Raw genomic sequence first — 15,657 nt, forward strand, 5'->3', positions numbered from 1 at the left:
ACAAATCCACCTAGGCTGCAACTGTCCTATTGGTCGCGCGGGTTCAATGCCACAGGAGGAACGTTGATTGAGTGGGAGGCGTTGCCGCAATTGCGTTCGCCGGTGATGGTCACGGCGTTTGAGGGTTGGAACGACGCTGGCGAGGCCGCCACCGACGCGATCGATCATCTCCGCCAGGTGTGGGATGCCGAGGTGCTCGCCGAGATCGATCCAGACCCGTTCTACGATTTCCAGGTCACTCGACCGCACGTTCGGGTCGAAGGCGCTGGTCGAACGATTACCTGGCCCACCACGCGCTTCTACCTCGCCCGGGGCGCCGACCGGGACTTCGTCTTGGTTCACGGGATCGAGCCCAACATGCGCTGGCGAGGCTTCTGCGAGGAGATTCTCTCGGTTGCCCGAGACCTGGACATCGAACTGGTTGTCAACCTTGGTGCGCTCCTAGCAGATGTCCCCCACACGCGACCAATCCCTATGACGGCGTTCGCAACCGCGCCCCAACTGATCGCCGAGATGGGTTTGGAACAGTCCAACTACGAGGGACCGACGGGAATCGTCGGGGTGCTTCAGCATGCGTGCGACACCGCGCAGATCAATGCATTGTCGCTGTGGGCGGCAGTTCCACATTATGTTTCGCAGACGCCGTGCCCCAAGGCGGCGATGGCCCTGATCAGCGGACTTGAGGACGTGACCGGCTCGGCGATCGCGCTAGCCGACCTGCCCGACGATGCGGCTGCCTGGCAGCGAGGTGTCGAGGAGATGACGCAGGAGGATGAGGAGATCCGTGAGTACGTGGCGCAACTCGAGCGGGCGCGCGACAGCGAGGAAATGACCGAGGCGAGCGGGGATGCGATCGCCGCGGAGTTCGAACGTTATCTGCGGCGCCGCAGCTAGTCGACCTAACGACGGCTGCGGTTCTGGACTTACTTGTCGGAGCGGTACTTGTTGGCAAGAGCCATTGTCGAGGAGTCCAGTGTCGGATCCATGGCTCCGTCCACCAGCACGGGGACGATCTTCCTCGCCATGATCTTGCCCAGTTCCACGCCCCACTGGTCGAACGAGTCGATCCCCCAGATGCAGCCCTGGGTGAACACGGAGTGCTCATAGAGTGCGACCAACTTGCCAAGGGTTCGGGGGTCGAGCTTCTCGGCCATGATCGTCGTGGACGGTCGGTTCCCCTCCATCACCTTGTGCGGCACGATGTCGGCCGGCACGCCTTCGGCAGCTACCTCCGCTGCCGTCTTGCCAAAGGCCAGCGCTGCCGATTGGGCCAGCACGTTGGCAACCAACAAGTCATGGTGATCAGGCGCATCGGTGGCCGCAACGACGTTGAGCGGCTGGGCGAAGAAGAGGAAGTCGCAAGGAATGATGGACGTGCCCTGATGAATCATTTGGTAGAAGCTGTGCTGTCCGTTGGTTCCAGGTTCGCCCCAGTAGATCGGTCCCGTTTCGTACGTGACCTCTTGTCCGGTCAACGTGACGTGCTTGCCGTTGCTCTCCATCGTTAGTTGTTGCAAGTAGGCCGGGAATCGCTTCAGATACTGCTCGTAGGGCAACACCGCGACGGTCGCGCAGCCGAGGAAGTTGCGATTCCAGATTCCGAGCAGACCCATCAAGACCGGGAGGTTGGCGTCGAATGGCGCGGTTCGGAAGTGCTCGTCCATGTCGTGGAAGCCGGCCAGTAACTCGTGGAAGCCGTCGGGACCGATCGCGATCATCGTCGACAGGCCGATGGCGCTGTCCATTGAATACCGACCGCCGACCCAGTCCCAGAAGCCGAACATGTTGGCAACGTCAATGCCGAACTCACCAACGGCTTCGGCATTGGTGGATACGGCGACAAAGTGCTTGGCAATCGCAGAGTCATCAAAGAGTTGATCCATTGCCCAGCGACGTGCGGAGTGGGCGTTAGTCATCGTCTCCTGGGTGGTGAAGGTCTTGGAAGAGATGATGAAGAGGGTCTCGTCGGCGGACAGTCCCTCTACCGCCTCGGCAAAGTCGGTGCCATCGACGTTGGACACGTAGACGAAGTCCATGTCGCGCTGCGAGTAGTAGCGCAAAGCCTCGTGCGCCATGACAGGACCCAGATCGGATCCACCGATGCCGACGTTGATGACCGTCTTGATCCGCTTGCCGGTGTGGCCCTTCCACTCGCCGCTGCGGACCTTGTCGGCGAAGGCAGCCATTTTGTCCAAGACGTCATTGACGTCTGCGACCACGTCCTGACCGTCGACGGTGAGCGATACAGAGCGTGGGTCCCGCAGCGCAGTGTGGAGAACGGCGCGATCTTCGGTGACGTTGATGTGAACTCCGTCGAACATTTCCTGGGCGCGTTCGCGGACGCCGCGCTGCTCGGCCAGCGCGAGCAGGAGGTGGAGAGTCTCCTGGTCCACCCGCTGTTTTGAGTAGTCCATGTGCAAGCCAAGTGCCGTTGTGGTGTACGTCTTTGCACGGTCGGGATCTTGCTCAAAGAGCTCACGCAGCTTGGTCTGACCGAAGTGGCTGAACTTGGATTCAAGTTCCTTCCAAGCGGGGGCGGCAGTCAGGCCATCGGGGTCATAGTCGGGCACTGGATCTCCTCGTTGATTTTGGTGCTGGCGATGGTGGCTTGCGGACCTCAGAGGGTGGGAACTCGCCAGCCCCCGTGGCTTGCGGTCATATCAATGGCGGCCTTGGGTCCCCAGCTTCCCGGCTCGTAGATCTCCGGTGGGGAGTCCATCTGCAGGATTGGCTCGACAATGCGCCAGGTCTCCTCGACCGTTCGCTCGTCAGGGAAGAAGCCTCGATCGCCGTGCATAGCGCTGGTGAGCAGGAGTTCGTAAGGCTCGGGTACGTCGCCAAGCGCCTTGGAGAAGTCGACGCTCAACTTCACCGGCTCAACGTTGTCTTCGCCCGGAGACTTAACCCGCACTGACAAGGAGATGCCGGCATCGCCACCGAGTCGAAGGATGTAGTCGTCGTACCAGTGCGATTCCCGCAGTCGACCATTGATGTAGATCGGTTTCAGCTTCTTCATGCGGATGACGACCTCGGTCGCCTTCATCGGTAGACACTTGCCGGCTCTGATGAACACTGGGACTCCGGACCAGCGCCAGCTGTTGATGAGCAGTTTGAGAGCCACGAATGTCTCGGTTGTCGATCCCTGCTTCACGCCCTTGACGTCCTGATAGCCCGCGTACTGTCCTCGGACCACATGAGCAGGATCGGCGTCTGGCATGGCCCGGAAAATGTCAATTCGCGGCGTCGAAATGTCACTGACCGGCACTTCCATCGTGGTCAGGGCCAAGACCTGCAGCAGGTGGTTCTGGACCACGTCGCGAACCGTGCCGACCACGTCGTAGAACGATCCACGGTCGGCGACCCCGAAGTCCTCGGCCATAGTGATCATGATGCTGTCGACGTAGTGGTTCTGCCACAGGGGCTCGAACATCGTGTTCGAGAACCGTAGGTACAGCAGGTCAAGCACGGGCTCTTTGCCCAAGTAGTGGTCGAGGCGGTAGATCTGGTCCTCACGCATGATCGCGTGGAGCGTCTTGTTGAGTTCAACGGCCGACTCATAACTTGTGCCGAAGGGCTTCTCGAAGACGATCCGGGCATCGCCTTTCATGAGACCGGCGGCGACGAGTTGTTGGGCAACGGTGACGAAGAGGTTCGGTGGAATCTCCAGGTAGTAGGTGGGCGCGACTGATCCAGCGATCTTCTTGGTGATCTCGTCGTAGAGCGCGGGGTCTTTGAAATCGCCGTGGCAGTAGGTGAGGCGTTGGGCCAAACGAGCGAACACGGCCTTGTCGACTGATCCCTCTACGGTCTCGATCGAATCGTAGGCATGCTTGACCAACTGCTCATGGGTCCAGTCATCGAAGGCAACGGCCAGGATCGGGACCCGGAGGATCCCCCTGCGTTCAAGTCGGTAGAGGGTAGGAAGGGTCATCTTCCGTGCCAGATCTCCGGTAATTCCGAAAATCACCAATCGATCGGACGCTTGCAGTGTCATCAAGGCCTGCCTTTCCCATAGTCTCGCAGCGACCCTAGCGAGGACCACGCCCAGTTTGCTGGACTTGCCACTCGCAGACGAACGATCTGGAGGAATACACGTGGCAACCGACAAGCCAATGCAATTGGGAATGATCGGTCTCGGGCGGATGGGGGCGAACATCGTCCGCCGAATCATGAAGGACGGACACAGCGCCGTCGTCTATGACACCGACCCTGCAACGGTCGCCGAACTGGTGGCCGATGGCGCCGTCGGAGCGAACAGTCTAGAAGAGTTCGTCTCCAAGCTCGACCGGCCTCGCAACGTCTGGATCATGGTTCCGGCCGGGAAGATCACCGACGTCGTGATCGGCCAAGTCAGTGCCTTGCTGGAAGAAGGTGACACCGTCATCGATGGTGGCAACTCCTACTACCGCGACGACATCCGGCACGCCAAGACTGGCGCCGAGAAGGGCCTGCACTTCATCGACTGCGGGACCTCCGGCGGGGTGTGGGGACTGGAACGCGGCTACTGCCTGATGATCGGTGGCGAGAACGCACAGGTCGACAATCTCTCCTCGATCTGGACATCGGTTGCCCCAGGTCCGGGTGACATCGAACGGACCCTTGGTCGATCGGGCCCGTTCACGCCAGAAGAAGAGGGCTGGTTGCACTGCGGGCCCAACGGTGCCGGTCACTTCGTCAAGATGGTTCACAACGGCATCGAGTACGCGATCATGAGCTCCTACGCCGAGGGCCTGAATATCCTCAAGAACGCGGATGCTGGTAAGGAGAATCGGGATCAGGATGCCGAGACCGCGCCGCTGGAGCATCCGGAGTTCTACCAATATGACCTCGACCTGACGAAGATCACCGAGGTGTGGCGTCGCGGATCCGTTATTGGGTCCTGGTTGCTGGATCTCACCGCTATTGCGCTTTACGAATCCCCGACACTGGAGGAGTTCGGGGGCCGCGTCTCTGATTCAGGAGAAGGCCGCTGGACCAGCATCGCCGCCATCGAAGAAGGTGTCCCAGCAGACGTTCTCACGGCATCGCTGTATGCGCGGTTCTCGTCGCAGGGCAAGGCATCGTTCGCGAACAAGATTCAGTCGGCCCAACGTAAGCAGTTCGGTGGGCACGACGAGAAAAAGGATTAGCTTGGAACAGGGTCAGGTCGAGTTTGTTGTTAGATCCCTCTCGCGCTGGTACAGCGTTTTCACGCTTGTTCGGGATCTAACAACAAACTCGACCTTTTCCTTTTCTGCGCTGGGGGCGTGAAAGGACCAGCTTTGGGTAGGTGGGGTCGGTGCGGGGTGGTTCGGCGCATCGGTTATAGCGCTATGCCTAGGAGGGCGTCGGCTAGGCGGGAGACGATTCCCGGGCCGCTGGGGTCGTCACCGGGGCGGACGCGTTGTTCCTCTGCCCAGGCATCGATGGCTCGCAGCGCTCGGGACGTGTCGAGATCGTCCGCGAGGGCTTGGCGTACCTCGGCCAGGGTTGTGCTCGCCGAGGGTCCGGTTGGTGGCGATACTGCAGCTCGCCAGGCATCCAAACGAGCCGAGGCCAGGGTCAGGTCGTCGTCGGTCCACTGCCAATCGTGACGGTAGTGGTGCGTCAGTAGTGCCAAGCGGATCGCCATGGGATCAATGCCGGATTCAATGAGGCGTGAGACGAACACCAAGTTGCCGCGGGACTTGCTCATCTTCTCGCCGTCGAGGCCGACCATTCCGGTGTGCACGTAGAGCCGGGCATACGGCCATTGGCCAGTGATCGCATCGGCGTGAGACGCACCCATCTCATGGTGCGGGAAGATCAGATCGGTGCCGCCGCCCTGGACATCGAACGACATACCCAGGTGATGCAGAGCGATCGCCACGCACTCGATATGCCAACCGGGTCGGCCCGCCCCAATAGCTGACTCCCACGATGGTTCACCTTCGCGTGCCGCACGCCACAGCAGGGCGTCGAGGGGATGCCGCTTGCCGGGCCGATCCGGGTCTCCCCCACGTTCGGCGAACAGGCGCAGTTGCTCGTCCGGCGCGAGTTGTGCGACGGACCCGAAGCGCGGGTCACTGCTCACGTCGAAATACCAGTCGTCATCGACTCGGTAGGCAGCGCCACGTTCAATCAGGGTTTCGATGGCCGAGACCACGGCGGGCAGAGAATCCACGACGCCCTCGTAGTACTGCGGCGGGATAACCCGCAGTTCGGTCATGTCCTCACGAAACAGTTGGATTTGGCTGTGCGCTAGCTGCTGCCACGGAACTCCGGTCGCGGTGGCTCGCTCGAGCAGCGGATCGTCGACATCGGTGATGTTCTGGGCGTACTCGACCGTGTGACCGTTGTCGCGCCATTGTCGGTTGACCAGGTCGAACGCGAGGTAGGTCGCGGCATGGCCGATGTGTGTGGCGTCGTAAGGGGTGATGCCACAGACATAAATCTTGGCTGTGGGTCCAGGTGCAGTTGGGCGAACTTCGTGAGTGACGGTGTCGAAGAGGCGCAGCGGAATGCCGTTGCCGGGCAGTTCGGGGACAAACGGCTCGGGCCACGCGTGCACGGCATGACCCTAGATGATCGGCCACGGAATCGCTGGCCCGGTCGGGCTGGGGTGAGGAAAGACACCGCTGGCCGTCAGGTCAACGAGGCGCTGGTAGGTGGCGTCGATCTCTTGTTCCCTGAGGTGAGGCCGTAGTCGCTCGGCAACTTGCCAGAACGAGTCATGCAGTGTCGCTAGATCGTTGCTGATGGACTCGTCGATAGACAGGCCGGCGAAGCCCCAGAGCACCGTTCGCAACTTGTGGTCGGCGTTGAAGGTGACGCCATGATCGATGCCGAGTAGGTGGTCGTTGGTGACCAGGAGGTGCCCGACTTTTCGATCGGCGTTGTTGATGATCACGTCGAATGCTGCCATCCGACGCAGCGCCAAGGCGTCACTATGTGCGAGCACGACCGGCTCGTCGTCGGAGCCACGTCCTTCCACAACCACGTGCCAATCGGCAGGCACTCGGTCTGGCGGGAGGATATCGATGAAGTCGTCGGTCGGATCGGTCTCGATCCACTGCTGACACATCCCGTGACCCGCTGGGCCGTCGTTGCGCCAGACCGTGACCGGAACCAGCGCCCAACCAAGCGCCTCGCTGAGCAGGTATGAGGCGACCTCGCGGTGGCCCAGGGTGTCCTGGTGGAAGTCCCACAGTGGGCGCTCGCCGGCGGTGGGCTTGTAAACCGCGACGACCGCCGGGGTCTGTTCTTGGTCGATTGGCTGGCATCTGACCACGAGCGCGGCGTTGCTGGAGTCGACCAGGCGTCCAACAATCGACATCTCGCCGCGACTCAGTGACGCCGCAATGTCAGCGTCGATACCCATTGGCCCGTGGGCAGATGTGACCGTCGGGATCCAGTGGTAGGTGACAGAAGGGACACGGCGGACGACCGGCGGCCACAACGGCTGCTGCGCGGGCGGCAAAGGCCCCGGCCATGGACGCTGTCAGGCGAACGCGCAGGCAGTCAGGGGCGTCTTCGTCGGAGTCATCTTCGATGTCTGGAACGTCACCGTCAGTTGGGCCGTGGCCCTCGATGATCACGCGATCGGTAAGGGCGTTCCAGCCGAGTCCGAGGGCGCTGACGCGGAACTCCTCGACGAGCGGTGTCTCCAGTGGCTCAAGATCCTCGGGCTCGGACGGGTCCGTTCCCATCAATACTTCGGGGTGTCGGCGGGAGACCTCATCGAGCAGTTCGACCACCTTCTCTGCCAGCAGGGTCGCCTGTTCCTTCTCAATCGCGACGCTGACGATGCGCGCCCCTTCGCGCGCCTGCAGATAGAACGTGCGATCCCCAGGCTGCCCGACGGTGCCAACCACGAAGCGTTCTGGTGGGTCGAACAGGTGTACTTGCTTGGGCATGGATACGACCCTAGCCGTGACGCCCGCCAGAACCGACCCCTCCGCCAATCGCAGCGTCGGAGTTCGCGCTCGGCGTAGCGGATCGGGCACCCTTGCGCTGGGTCGATTTCTTGGACTTGTGACCGGCGGGAGGCTTGGGAGCCAGGTATGACAGATCAGTCCCGGTGTCGTTGGTGCGCTCGACGAATGGACGCAGAGCGGTATAGCGGATCACCGAAACGGAACCCGGATCCACGACGATCCGCTGGAACGCGTCCAAGTGCATACCGAGCGCGTCGGCCAGGATCGACTTGATGATGTCGCCGTGGGAAACGACCGCGAGAACTGCCATATCCCCAGCCACATCGTGGGATTTTCCGGCCCACTCGCGGCAGGCGAGCACGGATCGGGTTTGTGCTTGCAACATCGACTCGCCACCTGGGAAGACCATCGCCGACGGGTGCGCCTGAACCCGCGGCCAGAGTGGATCCTTCGCCAGTTTCTGCAGCTTTCGGCCGGTCCAGTCGCCGTAGTCACACTCGCCGAGTCGGCGATCCCGGGAGATCTTCAACCCGCGCCCCTTCGCGATGGGTCGCGCCGTCTGCAGAGTCCGCTCGAGCGGACTGGCCACCACGTGGGTGAGCGGGACAGCTCGTAGGCGTTCTGCCAGAGCGCCGGCCTGAGCCGTCCCGGTGTCATCGAGGTGAACGCCCGGTGACCAGCCGGCAAGTACGCCATCAACATTTGCGGTGGTTCGGCCATGGCGCACGAGGATCACTGTCGTCACGGCCGCCAGCGTAGGCCCCATCAACTCGACGTGGGCGAATGAACCGGTGGACAATGCTGGGCGTGATCAAAGTGATGGGCTACTTCAGCGAAGGTAAGAGTCAGACAGACAGTGCCGACCGTGCGGAGCTACCGGCCGGAGAACTACCTGGTGACGCTCAACTACTGCCCCGGCTTCACGAACTGATCGGCAGGGCGCAGGCAACTCAGGACCGGCGGTCGTTTGTCTGGATCGCGTTGTTCGAACCATCGATGGCCGAGATGGAATCGGTTGGGAAGCTGCTGAACCTGGCGGAGCTGGAGATGGAGGACGCGGTCAATCCACGCCAGCGTGCCAAGGCCGAGCTTCATCCGGACAGAGCCTTTGTCGTGTTCAAGTTGTTGGAGTACATAGAAGCGACCAGCGACATCGAGACCGGCCAGATGGCCGTCTTTGTTGGAACCGGATACGTGGTCACGGTTCGATTCGGCTTCACCAGTGACATGTCGTGGGTGCTCGACCGCATCGATGGCACTCACGAGTTGCTCGATCACGGGCCCGTGGCGATTCTGCACGCGGTACTCGACGCTGCGGCCGACGAGTACCTGCAAGTCGTTGACGAGATCTCTCGTGACATCGAACAGATTGAGGAATCGGTGTTCTCGCCCGAGCGCACCGACACGTCCGAAGCGATCTACGAACTCAAGCGCGAGAACCTCGAGATTCGGCGGGCGATTTCGCCGCTCGCCAGTGGGGCTGTACTGCTGTCCCGCGAGCAAATGGTGCGAATGCCGGAGCCTCTGCGGCCATATTTCCGCGACATCGGCGACCACATCATGCGAGCCTCCGACGCGATCGACACCAACGACAGTCTGCTGCTCACCATGCTCATGGCCTCGACAGCTCGCCAAGATCTGCAGCAGAACAACGACATGCGACGCATCTCGGCGTGGGTGGCAATGGCTGCGGTACCAACGATGATCGCGGGCATTTACGGCATGAACTTCGACTTCATGCCCGAGCTACACGCGTGGTGGGGTTATCCGGCGGTACTGACCTTCATGGCCGGTGCGTGCGGACTCATGTTCCGCGCCTTCAAGCGGTCGGGCTGGTTGTAATCAGTCGTCGGCCGCCAACGGCGGAAACTCTCGGAGACGAAACTCGCCGAGCCGCTACCCGGTGGTCAGGACGCCCGCAGCGAGCAGGGCGAAAATCGCCAGGCCAGCAAACACGCGATAGACGGTGAAGACCAGTACCGAGTGGCTGGTCAACCAACGCAGCAGCCAAGCGATTGAGGCATAGCCGACCGCGAATGACACCGCAGTAGCCAGCAGAGTCGGTCCCCACTGAACTGAACCGTCACTACCGATGTCCTTTGCCTCGTAGAGGCCCGACAGGACGATGGCTGGGATCGACAAGAGGAACGAGAACCGAGCCGCAGACTCACGGTTGTAGTTGAGGAAGCGACCAGCCGTGATGGTTGCACCGGAGCGCGAGACCCCCGGAATGAGCGCCATCATCTGTGCGAGCCCGAACAGGAAACCGTCGCGCAGGTTGAGGTTCTTCTCGGTCTTGTTCTGCTTTCCCACCCGGTCGGCGATGTACAGAATGATGCCAAAGATAATCAGCATTGACGCTGTCAATCGCAAATCCCGGGCTACGGTCTTGATCTGGTCGGCGAAGACCAATCCCGCGATGCTGATCGGGATCGTTCCGATGATGATGTACCAACCCATCCTCGCGTCGAGTGTCCCTCGCAGGGTGGGTGTCCACAGGCTTCGTGTCCAAGCGTTGATGATGCGCACGATGTCGCGCCAGAAGAACAGCAGCACTGCCGCCATCGTTCCGAGTTGGATGACCGCCGTGAAGGATGCGCCAGCGTCGGGCCAACCGAACAGTTGCGGAACGACGAACAGGTGTCCCGATGACGAGATGGGCAGGAACTCGGTGAGCCCCTGCACGATGCCAAGGACGATTGCCTCGAACCAACTCATGGTGCCTTGTTACTCCTTGCCCGGGTCAGTTCGGGGTTACGCCAGTCCTGCTTCGTCAACTAATTCGGCCATGGTCCGCACGACGTTGAGCCGCTCTTCCAAATCAGCAGCGTAGGTCGCAACTGTCAGGGTGGTGACGCCAGCGTCGTTGTAGGCGTGCAGGCGGTCTTTGATCCGGTCACGTGGACCGATCAGCGAGGTCTTGTCAATGAAGTCGAGCGGTACTGCAGCCATCGCCTCCACCTGCCGCTTGCTCAGGTACAGGTCTTGGATCTCTGCGGCCGCTTCCTCATAACCCATCCGGCTGACCAACTGGTTGTAGAAGTTCTTCTCCCGGCTACCCATCCCGCCGATATACAGCGCCGAGTACGCGCGGATCGGGCCGGCGCACTCGTTGACATCGTCGCCGATGACGACTGGAACAGTGGGAACGATGTCGAAGCCCTCCATCGTCTTGCCGACCTTTTCCCGGCCGGTGAGGATGTTCGCCTTCAACTCGCCGGAGAATTCCGGGTTGTAGAAGATTGCCAGCCAGCCATCGAAGAGTTCGCCGGCGAGTTCGAGGTTCTTGGGCCCGATTGCTGCGAGGTAGAACGGGATCTCCTCGCGTACTGGGTGCACGGTCAGCGTGAGTGCCTTGCCTGGGCCGTCGGGCAGCGGCAGCGTGAAGAACTCGCCGTCATACTTGACCCGCTGCCGCGAGAGCGCAAGTTTGACGATCTCGACGTATTCGCGGGTGCGAGCCAGCGGCTTGGCGAACTTGACGCCGTGCCAGCCCTCGGAAACCTGGGGACCGCTGACGCCAAGGCCCAAGCGGAAGCGTCCACCGGAGAGGGTGTCAAGCGTGGCGGCTGTCATCGCTGTCATTGCAGGCGTTCTGGCGGGGATCTGGAAGACCGCGCTGCCGATATCGATGTTCTCGGTTTGCGCCGCGATCCACGACAACACCGTTGCCGTATCTGATCCATATGCTTCAGCTGCCCAGACCACGCTGTAGCCGATGCGGTCGGCCTCGCGAGCCAACGCCAAGTTGTCGGCGTCGTTGCCGGCGCCCCAATATCCAAGGTTCAATCCCAATCGCATGCCGTGACTCTAGCCCGCGGTGTCTGCTCCGCCTGACTGCGACGCCGGGGTAGCGTTACCGCGTGGAACAACGAGCACTTGGCACATCAGGGTTACGGGTCGGTCGTTTGGCGCTCGGAACCATGACCTGGGGCCGCGACACCGACGAGCACGAAGCGCGCGAGCAGGTCGAAGCGCTCCTTGAGGCCGGCGGGAATCTAATCGATACGGCCGACGTCTACGCCGACGGCGCGGCCGAACGCCTCTTGGGCCGGTTGCTCGCCGAGGAAAACCGACGCGATTCGGTCGTACTTGCAACCAAGGCGGTCTCACGGCCTGGTAGCGAACGCCGATTCGACGCCTCCCGCAAGCACCTGCTCGACTCGCTCGACGGCTCGCTGCGCCGCCTCGGTGTGGAGTGCGTTGACCTGTGGCAGTTGCATGCGTGGGATCCGTGGACGCCGATCGAGGAGACGTTGGCAGCCATCGACGTCGCTGTCAGTTCGGGCAAGGTGCGCTACGTCGGGGTATCGAATTACGCGGGTTGGCAAGTCGCCTACGCGGCCACACTCGCCAAAGCCGCGCACCAGTTGCCCATCGTCGCGTCCCAGTCGGAGTATTCGCTGTTGCAGCGGGGAATCGAGCGCGAGGTCGTGCCCGCCTGCCAGCACCTCGGACTCGGCGTACTGCCGTGGTCGCCGTTGGGTCGGGGCGTATTGACCGGCAAGTACCGGACCGGAACGCCGGCGGAGTCCCGCGGAGCCAATCCGACGTTTGCCACCTTCGTGCAGCCCTACCTCGGTGATTCCTCGCGTCGCGTAGTGGACGCGGTCTGCACGGCAGCGCAGGGCCTGGACGTGCAACCACTGGAGGTTGCGCTGGCGTGGGTGCGTGATCAGCCGGGCGTGGTTGCCCCGATCTTGGGTGCCCGCACCGCCGCGCAGCTGACCACGGCGCTGGCCGCCGATTCGGTGGATATCCCAGACGCGGTGCGCGACGCCCTCGATGACGTGTCAAGTCCCGAGCGTGGCTACCCGGAGTTCGGGTGGAATCAGCGGTAGGAAAGTCCTCATGCACGGTTAGGCTGCAAGCAGCGACCGGAGGTTTCGACAGTGACCCGATTCTCTGATGTGACTCGGCAAGGCCGGGACAAGCGAGTGCAGTGGGAGACGCGCGAGATCACGATGCCCGCCCAGACAACCCGGCAGGAAGCCAAAACCATGCTCACCGAGTACGCCGAGTACGGCCATTGGGAACTGGCACGGCTTCGGCTCTATCGAGACGGACGGCGCTGGGCTCTGCTTCGACGTCGACAGATGCGGGTTCCGCGGCCGAGTTGGATGGATGTCGGCGTAGAACTGGACTAGTCGGCTCGCACCGGCGGGTCGACTTGGGCAGACTGCCGCTGTGTGGTCGTTGCTCGGTGTGGTGGTTCCGTTGGCTATCGGGGCTGCCTTGAGTCCGACGATTACGGTCCTGGTCATCTCGCTGCTCAGTGGCAGATCCAAGCCGCGCGAGCGCGCCGGAGCATTCGCATTGGGTGCAATCGCTGCCTTTCTCTTCTGGGCGGCAATCGTGCTTACGGCGGTCTGGTCGGCCGTCCAGAGCATCGAGTCGGACATCGACAAGACGATCAGTGACTACACCAAAACGCTTGACCTCGTGCTTGGCGGAGGGCTCGTGGCGTGGGGCTTCTTACGACTCGTTCAGGGGCCGAAAAAGGATGCGGCGGATGCAACCCGCACACACCATCGGTTCAGCTTTGGCGCACTGGCGACCGGACCAATGTGGCGCCAGACGACGCTCGGCTTCCTCATGCAGGTGCGCAACGTCACGACGGTGGTGCTCTATTGCGCCGCGCTCCAGCGGATCTCCTCATCACAGCTACCGCTGTACGAGCAGCTACCGGTGATAGGACTGGTCATCGCAATCGCGATGGCTGCGGTCTGGTTACCGATGCTCGTGCCTGTCCGAACCACCGACGAGATGAAGACGAAGCTCGCTCCGGCTGGCGAATGGTTGAAGCTGCACGGCCCGGCTATCACGATTGGTGCGTCGATCGTCTTCGGTTCATACCTGGTCGTGCGAGCCTTCGGCTAGGGATTCGCAGCCGTCGTCGCTGCGTTGGTCGGGGCGTTACGTCGCGCGCAGGAAGCGCTCAAGTACCCGAACCCCGAACTGCAGTGACGCGACCGGAACCCGCTCGTTGACGGCGTGGAACATGCCGAAGAAATCAAGATCCGGCGGGAGTAGCAGCGGTGAGAAACCGAAGCAGCGGATACCCAGTTTGCTGAACGCCTTGGCGTCGGTGCCGCCCGACATCAGGTACGGGACTGCGATCCCGCTTGGATCCTCCGATCGGATCGCCGCAGCCATCGCGTCCACCGTGGGCCCGTCAAAGGTGGTCTCCACAGCCACGTCGTGGTTGATGAACTCGCGCGTAACGCCGTCTCCGAGCAGTTCGTCAATCGTGGTGAGGAACTGCTCTTCCATGCCGGGGAGGAATCGACCGTCCACGGCTGCGGTCGCCGCCTCGGGAATCACGTTGGCCTTGTAGCCGGCGTCCAACATGGTGAGGTTGGCGGTGTTCCGGACAGTCGCTCCGATGATCCGACCGAGGCTGCCGAGGCGCGCGCTCACACTGGCCGGATCGTCGAGGTCCAATGCGACACCGGTCAGGTCTTCGATGCGCCGGACGAACTCCCGGGCGGCTGGCGTCATTTCAAGCGGGAACTGATGATTTCCGATGCGGGCTGCAGCGTCGCACAGTGTGTCGATGGCGTTGTCAGCCGCCAGAAATGAGCCGTGCCCGGCTGTTCCCAAGGCGGTGAGCTTCATCCAGGCGATGCCTTTCTCGGCAATCTGGATCGGGTAGACGCGCAGATCGTCCTCAAGGGTCAGCGAGAACCCGCCAACCTCGCCGATTGCCTCGGTAACGCCAGTGAACATTTCGGGGCGGTTCTCGACCAACCACCCGGAGCCGTGGACGCCGCCCGCTTCCTCATCGGGAAGGAACAGCAGGACGATGTCCCGGTCGGGCTGGACGCCGGTGCGAGCCCACTGGCGGACGACGGCCAAGATCATGCCGTCCATGTCCTTCATGTCGACCGCTCCCCTCCCCCAGAGCATGCCGTCCTCGTCGATGTCGCCGGAGAAGGGTTCGTGCTGCCACTCCGGCTCCGGGGCGGGGACCACATCCAGGTGACCGTGCAGCAGCAGGGCCGGTCGGTCCGGATTGCGTCCGGGGATGCGAGCGAGTACCCCCTGCCGGTGGTCAGCTGAGGTGCTGAAACGTTCGGACGTGATACCGACCTCCAGCAGGCGGGTTTGCACGTACTCGGCTGCCGCGGCTTCACCCGGGCCGTCCTGATCCCCGAAGTTGGACGTGTCGATTTGGATAAGTTCGGAAACCAGTTGCGCGACCTCAGCCTCAGCGGCTGCGGTATCGACGGGTTGGATGACAGTTTCGGTGGCAGCCGTGGATGGGGCGTCGGCCGGACGGGACGAGGATGAGGTCACAGGTTCATCCTGCCGGGCATCGGCAGGTTCGGCCACCCAACAACCCGAAGGGCACCACGGCAACCCGCCATTTGGGTCGCCAGCACCGCTAACCTCGGCCTGTGGCGCACCCGCGAATGTATGACGAGGACGATCCGGTCCTGCGGCGACTGCGCGGGCTCTGTCTGGAACTGCCAGAGTCGGCAGAGGTGGAATCCTGGGGGCGACCCACGTTCCGGGCGGGCAAGAAGATCTTTGCGGTCTACGGTTCCGGGGAGGAATGTCCCAGCGCGCTGATCTTCACCCCGGACGCCGAAGACCGCGCCGCACTGGTTGAGGATCCGCGGTTCTTCAGCCCGCCATATTTCGGGCCCAGCGGCTGGCTTGCCCTCGACCTGGCTGCCGAGACTGTCGACTGGCAAGAGGTCACGGAGTTGGTCGATAGCTCGTATCGCAGGGTCGCGCTGAAGCGAATGCTGACGGC

General features: G+C 62.3%; 16 protein-coding genes. 7 read left to right on the plus strand and 9 right to left on the minus strand.

The window, feature by feature from the left end; genetic code table 11:
• Positions 1-105 precede the first annotated feature (105 nt).
• Positions 106-894 carry a PAC2 family protein gene (locus KAZ48_07965; GenBank protein ID MBP7972722.1) on the plus strand — a complete coding sequence of 263 codons (789 nt, stop codon included), beginning with the start codon at positions 106-108 and terminating at the stop codon, positions 892-894.
• A 29-nt stretch (positions 895-923) separates the two neighbouring features.
• On the opposite strand, the gene pgi is transcribed toward KAZ48_07965, so the two are convergent.
• Both pgi and zwf read right to left on the minus strand, forming a co-directional pair.
• Positions 924-2,570 carry a glucose-6-phosphate isomerase gene (pgi, locus tag KAZ48_07970; protein ID MBP7972723.1) on the minus strand — a complete coding sequence of 549 codons (1,647 nt, stop codon included), beginning with the start codon at positions 2,568-2,570 and terminating at the stop codon, positions 924-926.
• A 47-nt stretch (positions 2,571-2,617) separates the two neighbouring features.
• Positions 2,618-3,994: a glucose-6-phosphate dehydrogenase gene (zwf, locus tag KAZ48_07975; GenBank protein ID MBP7972724.1), complete on the minus strand. Its 1,377-nt coding sequence runs from the start codon at positions 3,992-3,994 to the stop codon at positions 2,618-2,620.
• 118 nt (positions 3,995-4,112) lie between these two features.
• Here zwf and gnd point away from each other — a divergent pair, with 118 nt between their 5' ends.
• Positions 4,113-5,129, plus strand: a complete 1,017-nt coding sequence (gene gnd, locus KAZ48_07980) for a decarboxylating 6-phosphogluconate dehydrogenase (protein ID MBP7972725.1) — start codon at positions 4,113-4,115, stop codon at positions 5,127-5,129.
• A gap of 173 nt (positions 5,130-5,302) precedes the next feature.
• Here the strand turns inward: gnd and mshC are convergent, their stop codons facing one another.
• The 4 genes from mshC to KAZ48_08000 are packed head-to-tail and all read right to left on the minus strand — an operon-like array spanning position 5,303 to position 8,640.
• On the minus strand, positions 5,303-6,529 hold the full coding sequence (gene mshC, locus KAZ48_07985) for a cysteine--1-D-myo-inosityl 2-amino-2-deoxy-alpha-D-glucopyranoside ligase (GenBank protein ID MBP7972726.1): 1,227 nt from the start codon (positions 6,527-6,529) through the stop codon (positions 5,303-5,305).
• A 9-nt stretch (positions 6,530-6,538) separates the two neighbouring features.
• Complete coding sequence (locus KAZ48_07990) at positions 6,539-7,339, minus strand: SCO1664 family protein (protein MBP7972727.1); 801 nt, start codon at positions 7,337-7,339, stop codon at positions 6,539-6,541.
• Positions 7,323-7,874, minus strand: coding sequence for a DUF3090 family protein (locus tag KAZ48_07995; GenBank protein ID MBP7972728.1), 552 nt, complete (start codon positions 7,872-7,874; stop codon positions 7,323-7,325). The genes KAZ48_07990 and KAZ48_07995 overlap by 17 nt, the downstream gene beginning before the upstream one ends.
• A gap of 10 nt (positions 7,875-7,884) precedes the next feature.
• On the minus strand, positions 7,885-8,640 hold the full coding sequence (locus KAZ48_08000; GenBank protein ID MBP7972729.1) for an MSMEG_4193 family putative phosphomutase: 756 nt from the start codon (positions 8,638-8,640) through the stop codon (positions 7,885-7,887).
• 38 nt (positions 8,641-8,678) lie between these two features.
• Between KAZ48_08000 and KAZ48_08005 the strand changes: the two genes are divergently transcribed.
• Positions 8,679-9,737 (plus strand): magnesium and cobalt transport protein CorA, encoded by a 1,059-nt coding sequence (locus KAZ48_08005; GenBank protein MBP7972730.1) that lies wholly within the window; start codon positions 8,679-8,681, stop codon positions 9,735-9,737.
• 54 nt (positions 9,738-9,791) lie between these two features.
• On the opposite strand, the gene KAZ48_08010 is transcribed toward KAZ48_08005, so the two are convergent.
• Together KAZ48_08010 and KAZ48_08015 are read right to left on the minus strand one after the other, a co-directional pair.
• Positions 9,792-10,613: an undecaprenyl-diphosphate phosphatase gene (locus KAZ48_08010; protein MBP7972731.1), complete on the minus strand. Its 822-nt coding sequence runs from the start codon at positions 10,611-10,613 to the stop codon at positions 9,792-9,794.
• 36 nt (positions 10,614-10,649) lie between these two features.
• Positions 10,650-11,696 (minus strand): LLM class F420-dependent oxidoreductase, encoded by a 1,047-nt coding sequence (locus KAZ48_08015; protein ID MBP7972732.1) that lies wholly within the window; start codon positions 11,694-11,696, stop codon positions 10,650-10,652.
• A gap of 62 nt (positions 11,697-11,758) precedes the next feature.
• Here KAZ48_08015 and KAZ48_08020 point away from each other — a divergent pair, with 62 nt between their 5' ends.
• From KAZ48_08020 to KAZ48_08030, 3 genes are read left to right on the plus strand one after another with little or no spacing between them, the layout of a single operon-like run.
• Entirely contained in the window at positions 11,759-12,736 is a 978-nt protein-coding gene (locus tag KAZ48_08020; protein ID MBP7972733.1) for an aldo/keto reductase, read from the plus strand.
• A gap of 51 nt (positions 12,737-12,787) precedes the next feature.
• Positions 12,788-13,042 (plus strand): hypothetical protein, encoded by a 255-nt coding sequence (locus KAZ48_08025; protein MBP7972734.1) that lies wholly within the window; start codon positions 12,788-12,790, stop codon positions 13,040-13,042.
• Positions 13,043-13,082: 40 nt separating this feature from the next.
• Complete coding sequence (locus KAZ48_08030) at positions 13,083-13,775, plus strand: GAP family protein (protein ID MBP7972735.1); 693 nt, start codon at positions 13,083-13,085, stop codon at positions 13,773-13,775.
• 36 nt (positions 13,776-13,811) lie between these two features.
• On the opposite strand, the gene KAZ48_08035 is transcribed toward KAZ48_08030, so the two are convergent.
• Entirely contained in the window at positions 13,812-15,134 is a 1,323-nt protein-coding gene (locus tag KAZ48_08035; GenBank protein ID MBP7972736.1) for a M20/M25/M40 family metallo-hydrolase, read from the minus strand.
• 161 nt (positions 15,135-15,295) lie between these two features.
• On the opposite strand from KAZ48_08035, the gene KAZ48_08040 reads away from it, so the two are divergent.
• Positions 15,296-15,657: MmcQ/YjbR family DNA-binding protein (locus KAZ48_08040; protein ID MBP7972737.1), on the plus strand; the 362-nt coding region annotated here is incomplete at its 3' end.

This window comes from Candidatus Nanopelagicales bacterium, from assembly GCA_018003655.1.
GTDB lineage: Bacteria > Actinomycetota > Actinomycetes > S36-B12 > UBA10799 > JAGNDY01.

Coding starts and splice junctions, on each gene's coding strand:
- KAZ48_07965 (MBP7972722.1), top strand. CDS start 106: ATGGTCACGGCGTTTGAGGGTTGGAACGACGCTGGCGAGGCCGCCACC.
- zwf (MBP7972724.1), bottom strand. CDS start 3,994: ATGACACTGCAAGCGTCCGATCGATTGGTGATTTTCGGAATTACCGGA.
- gnd (MBP7972725.1), top strand. CDS start 4,113: ATGCAATTGGGAATGATCGGTCTCGGGCGGATGGGGGCGAACATCGTC.
- KAZ48_07990 (MBP7972727.1), bottom strand. CDS start 7,339: ATGGGTATCGACGCTGACATTGCGGCGTCACTGAGTCGCGGCGAGATG.
- KAZ48_07995 (MBP7972728.1), bottom strand. CDS start 7,874: ATGCCCAAGCAAGTACACCTGTTCGACCCACCAGAACGCTTCGTGGTT.
- KAZ48_08005 (MBP7972730.1), top strand. CDS start 8,679: ATGAACCGGTGGACAATGCTGGGCGTGATCAAAGTGATGGGCTACTTC.
- KAZ48_08010 (MBP7972731.1), bottom strand. CDS start 10,613: ATGAGTTGGTTCGAGGCAATCGTCCTTGGCATCGTGCAGGGGCTCACC.
- KAZ48_08015 (MBP7972732.1), bottom strand. CDS start 11,696: ATGCGATTGGGATTGAACCTTGGATATTGGGGCGCCGGCAACGACGCC.